The sequence below is a fragment of the Neisseria sp. P0021.S007 genome (assembly GCF_051956855.1).
In genome coordinates this window covers 1-481 of sequence record NZ_JBQCXA010001443.1, presented here as the reverse complement: position 1 = coordinate 481, position 481 = coordinate 1, and the positions used below count along the sequence as shown (strand labels likewise).

Genomic DNA, 481 nt, shown 5'->3' with positions numbered 1-481 from the left:
GCCCCGCACCAACTCGACCATACCGTACTTTTCAGACGACCTATTTGGGTTCGAGCAAAGTGAACGTGCAAAGTCATCTGAAGACGATGCAGGAAAAGGTAAAGGGGGACTATTTTGCCAAGGTCTCTATTTAGCCAAAATAGTCTTAGAAAAATACAAAAAGGTCGTCTGAAAACAGAAACCCAATCCTGTTTTCAGACGACCTCTTAGATTGTCAATCAACTTAATTAGTGATGATGACCGTGCGGGCCATGAACGTGGCCGTGTGCGATTTCTTCTTCAGTCGCATCGCGTACGCCGTCAACCGTTGCTTTAAACAAAATTTTCATGCCGGCAAGCGGATGGTTGCCGTCTACTACGGCTTTGCCGTCCGCTACGTCGGTTACGCGGTAAATCAATACGTCGCCAGTTTCAGGATCATCGGCTTCAAACATCATGCCTACTTCAACATCGACAGGGAATGCGTTGACATCTTCAATAC

Annotated in this window: 1 pseudogene; it reads right to left on the bottom strand. The window is 46.8% G+C overall.

Features of this window, described 5'->3' with window-relative positions:
- Positions 1-227: 227 nt before the first annotated feature.
- A pseudogene (locus tag ACTHUR_RS19610) lies at positions 228-481 on the bottom strand (peptidylprolyl isomerase); the annotation flags it as partial.